Source organism: Sulfitobacter sp. HI0129, assembly GCF_001635395.1.
Lineage (GTDB): Bacteria > Pseudomonadota > Alphaproteobacteria > Rhodobacterales > Rhodobacteraceae > Sulfitobacter.
Window position 1 is genome coordinate 1 of record NZ_LWGH01000538.1, and the last position, 4,933, is coordinate 4,933.

Annotated in this window: 3 protein-coding genes; 1 reads left to right on the forward strand and 2 read right to left on the reverse strand. The window is 65.6% G+C overall.

Annotated elements, in window-relative coordinates:
* Window positions 1-754 (reverse strand): aminotransferase class I/II-fold pyridoxal phosphate-dependent enzyme (locus tag A3764_RS14640; protein WP_067951707.1); only part of this gene is annotated, 754 nt, incomplete at its 3' end.
* A 107-nt stretch (window positions 755-861) separates the two neighbouring features.
* Here A3764_RS14640 and A3764_RS14645 point away from each other — a divergent pair.
* Complete coding sequence (locus A3764_RS14645; protein ID WP_067919255.1) at window positions 862-1,650, forward strand: crotonase/enoyl-CoA hydratase family protein; 789 nt, start codon at window positions 862-864, stop codon at window positions 1,648-1,650.
* Window positions 1,651-1,857: 207 nt separating this feature from the next.
* Here A3764_RS14645 and A3764_RS14650 read toward each other — a convergent pair whose 3' ends face one another.
* A complete protein-coding gene (locus tag A3764_RS14650; protein ID WP_067919256.1) occupies window positions 1,858-4,806 on the reverse strand; it encodes a valine--tRNA ligase in 2,949 nt (982 codons plus the stop codon).
* Between the last annotated feature and the right edge of the window lie 127 nt (window positions 4,807-4,933).

Genomic DNA, 4,933 nt, shown 5'->3' on the forward strand with positions numbered 1-4,933 from the left:
TGCCGAAATGATTGCGCACCTTGTCGAAAGCCGCGATCAGGTCCGGCGCGCCCATCGCATAGCCAACCCGCGCGCCCGCCATGCCATAGACCTTGGAAAACGTCCGCAACCGGATCACGCGCGGATCATCCAGCGGCAGTGGCAGCGCCGTGCCCTCTGGGGCACATTCGACGTAAGCCTCATCCAGCACCAGCAAGCTGCCCGCGGGCAGATCCTCCATCGCCGCCGCCAGATCGGCACCGGCGTGCCAACTGCCCATCGGGTTGTCGGGGTTCGCCAGATAGACGAGTTTGGCATCCACCTCCGCCGCCCGGGCGAAAAGCGCCCGGGGGTCTTCGCGGTCGTCGCGGTAGGGCACCCGGTGCAAGACCCCGCCATAGCCCGCGACATGGTAGTTGAACGTCGGATAGGCCCCGTCGGACGTGACGACCGCATCGCCCTGCGCCACGAAGAGGCGCACCAGATAGCCCAGCAACCCGTCGATCCCTTCGCCCACGACGATATGGGCGGGGGTGGTGCCGTGATGTCGGGCCAGTGCATGGCGCAGATCATGGCTTTCGGGGTCGCCATACATACAGATCTCCGTCTCCGCCATGGCGGCACGGGCGCGGGGGGAGGCGCCGAAGACGTTTTCGTTCGCACCGATCCGTGCGTCGAAGGGGCGGCCCATGGCGCGCTCTTGCGTTTCCGGCCCGACGAAGGGCACGGTATCGGGAAGCGACTGGGCAAGCGGGGTCAGGCGAAAACGGCTCATCCCCACCTGATAGCGGGGCCCGCAGGCCCGGACAAGCTGCCGCAGCGTTCCGCTGGCCTTGGCCCGACACGATCGGTTGAATGGGCCTCAAGCAAAAGGAGAATCCCATGGCCCGCGTTTCCGTCACCGTCAAAGACCATATCGCCTTCGTCACGCTGACCCGCGCGGACAAGATGAACGCGGTGGATCAGGAGATGATCGACGCCGTCATCGCCGCCGGTGCGGAAGTGGCGGCATCCGACGCGCGCGTGGCCGTCCTGTCGGGCGAAGGCCGCGCCTTCTGCGCGGGCATCGACATCACGGGCCTGTCGGGCATGGTGGGCAAGGACCCGGCCGAGATGCTGATGCCGCGCAGCCACGGGAACGGCACGACGAACCAGTGGCAGGAGGTCGCCATGGTCTGGACCCGGCTGGAGATCCCGGTGATCGCCGCCCTGCACGGCGCGGTCTACGGTGCCGGGATGCAACTGGCGCTGGGTGCCGATATCCGCATCGCCGCCCCCGATACCCGGCTCGCGGTGATGGAGATGAAATGGGGCATCGTGCCCGACATGGGCGGCATGGTGCTGCTGCCGCGCCTCGTCCGGGGGGATGTGCTGCGGCGGCTCACCTATACCGCCGAACCCGTGGGCGCGGAGCAGGCGGAACGCTGGGGCCTCGTGACCGAACTGGCCGATGATCCGCTCACCGCTGCCACCGAGCTTGCCCGCGTGATCGCGGGCAAGAGCCCCAGCGCCATCCGGGCCGCCAAGCGCCTGATCGCAGAGGCCGAAACCCAAGCCCCCGACGATGTGCTGCTGGCGGAATCCCGCGAACAGGCCGCGCTGATCGGCAAGCCCCACCAGATGGAGGTCATCGCCGCAGCCTTCGCGAAACGCCCCGCGGTCTTCGAATAGGGGGTAAAAAAGGTCAGCCCCGCCGGTTTCCCGACGGGGCCTTCCAAATGGACGATCTTCGCATCCCTGCTAGGACCGCGATCCGAGTCTGGGGTCAAATCCCTTCCAAATGGTTAAAATCCCCGCCGGAGGCTCCCCCGCCACCGGGGCGCCCGTGGCGCCGTGCACCTTCGGTGAGGATTTAGGACCATTTGGAAAGGCCTACCCTCACTCCATTTCCGACAGCCGGGCGAGGGCGGCTTCGATCTGGCGGGCCTCTTCTTCGCGCGCGGCGAGGTTCGCCTCGGCCTCGGCGACCACATCGGCGGGGGCGGAAGCGGCGAATTTCGGGTTGCCGAGACGCCCGGAAAGCCCGCCGATTTCCTTTTTGAGCTTGTCCAGCGTTTTGCCCAGCCGCGCCTTTTCCTCACCGATGTCGATGAGACCGGCGAGCGGCAGGCCGAAGTCGGCGCCCGGCACCGCGATGGAAACCGTGCCCTTGGGGAAAGCCTCCTGTTCGTCGAGGCTTTCGACCCGGGCGAGGCGCCGGATCATCGTTTCGTTCGCGGCCCATGCAGATTGCGCGGGGGCGTCCCAGCCGGTCACGAGCATGGGCACCTGCAGCCCTGCGGGCACATGCATCTGCGCCCGGGCGGAGCGGATCGCCTCGATCAGGCCGATCACCCAGTTGAGCTCACGGTCGGCTTCAGGGTCGATCATCTGCGCGGGATCGTAGGTCGGCCAATCGGCATGAACCAGCATCTCGTCACGCTCTGCCGTGGTCTGCCAGAGTTCTTCGGTGATGAAGGGCATGATCGGATGCAGCAGCAACAGGCACTGGTCCAGCACCCAGCGCAGCGTCTGCCGGGTCTCATCCGCCTCCGGCGCATCGCCCTGCAACAGCGGTTTGCTGAGTTCCACGTACCAGTCGCAGACCTTGCCCCAGACAAAGGCATAGAGCGCGTTTGCCGCATCGTTGAACCGGTAGTTCGACAGGGCGGTATCCACCTCTTCGCGCACGCGCGCCGTCTCTCCGATAATCCATTTGTTGAGCGTATGTTCCACCTGCGCATGGCTGGTGTAGTGCACGCGCTCCACCTCCGGCGCGAAAACTCCGTTCATCTCCGCGAAGCGGTGCGCGTTCCAGAGCTTGGTGCCGAAGTTCCGGTACCCGGCAATGCGCGCGGTGGAAAGCTTCAGGTCCCGCCCCATGGCCGCCATGGAGGTCAGCGTGAAGCGCACGGCATCCGCGCCGTAATCCCCGATCAGTTCCAGCGGATCCAGCACGTTGCCGAGCGACTTGGACATCTTCTTGCCCTTCTCGTCGCGCACCAGCGCATGGACGTAGACCGTATCGAAGGGTTTTTGATCCACCACCGCGTATTGCATCATCATCATCCGGGCGACCCAGAAGAAGATGATGTCGAACCCGGTGATCAGGACCGAGGTGGGGAAGTATTTCTGCAGCGCCTCGGTCTGCTCCGGCCAGCCCAGCGTGCCGATGGGCCAAAGGCCGGAGGAGAACCATGTGTCCAGAACGTCGGGGTCGCGGGTCAGCGTCTTTCCGGGAGCCTTGGCCTGTGCTTCGGCTTCGGTTGCGGCGCAGTATTCGTTGCCGTCTTCATCGAACCACACCGGGATCTGGTGCCCCCACCAGAGCTGGCGAGAGATGCACCAGGGCTCGATATTCTCCAGCCAGTGGAAATAGACCTTGCGGTCCTGCTCCGGCAGGATCGTCACCTCTCCCGTGCGCACGGCGTCGATCGCAGGCTGGACGATCTTCGCGGTGTCCACGAACCACTGGTCGGTCAGCATCGGCTCGATCACCACCTTGGAGCGGTCGCCGAAGGGCTGCATGATCTTCTTGGCTTCCACCAGCGGCACGAGGTTCTCTTCCTCGGTGCGCATCTCGCCGCCTTCGCCGGGCTCGACGGGGGATTTCTGCGCGGCGCGGCCAAGGCGCGGGTCGCTCGCCTGCGTCATCACGGCGAGGCCTTCTGCGGTGATGTCGTCGATCACGCGCTTGCGGGCCTCGAACCGGTCCAGCCCGCGATAGGCGTCGGGCACGAGGTTGATCTCGCTCGCGTCGGCGGGGGCCTCTTCGCGGCCCTCGGCGATGGCCTGCGCGCGGGCGGCGGCTTCGGCGTAGGGCAGGCCGTCTGTCCGCATGGTGCCGCGGGTGTCCATCAGCGCATAGAGCGGGATGCCGCCGCGCTTGGCGACCTCGTAGTCGTTGAAGTCATGCGCGCCGGTGATCTTGACAGCACCCGAGCCGAAGGCGGGGTCGGGATATTCATCGGTGATGATCGGGATGAGGCGACGATGCTCTTTGGGGCCTACGGGAATTTCGCAGAGTTTCCCGACGATTGAGGCATATCGTTCATCCGATGGATGAACTGCCACGGCGCCGTCGCCCAGCATGGTTTCGGGGCGCGTCGTGGCGATGGAGATATAGTCGCGCTCCTCTTCGAAGAGCGTGTTGCCGTCTTCGTCCTTCTCCACGTAGGTGTAGGTGGCGCCCCCTGCCAGCGGGTATTTGAAGTGCCACATGTGGCCGTCGACCTCGGTGCTTTCCACCTCGAGGTCGGAGATCGCGGTTTCGAAATGCGGGTCCCAGTTGACCAGCCGCTTGCCCCGGTAGATCAGGCCCTTTTCGTACATGTCGACGAAGACCTTGATGACCGCGTCGTGGAAGTTGCCCTCCTCCCCCTCGGGGGCGCCGGGCGCGCCCGACATGGTGAAGGCATTGCGCGACCAGTCGCAGGACGCACCGAGGCGCTTGAGCTGTTCGATGATCGTGCCGCCGGATTGCTTCTTCCACTCCCAGACCTTTTTCAGAAACGCCTCGCGACCCAGTTCGCGTCGTCCGGGTTGCTGCGTTTCGGCCAGCTTGCGTTCCACCACCATCTGGGTGGCGATTCCGGCGTGGTCCTGTCCCGGCTGCCAGAGCGTGTCGAACCCGCGCATCCGGTGCCACCGCACGAGGATGTCCTGCAGGGTGTTGTTGAAGGCATGGCCCATGTGCAGCACGCCCGTCACGTTGGGCGGCGGGATCATGATGGAAAAGGTTTCCTCCCGGCTGGCATTGGCCCCGGCCCTGAAGGCGCCGGCCTCTTCCCATGCGGCGTAAAGCCGGGCTTCGGCTTCGGCGGCGTCGAATGTCTTTTCCAGTGCCATCAGTACTATCCCTTGTCCGTCCGCCTGCTGATCTAGCGAAGGTTGGCGGCAAGGGAAAGGGCCGGGGGGCTGTGTGCCGGGGCGGGGGCGCGGCGTCAGGCGGTGCGGTCCAGCTTGGTGCTGAGGT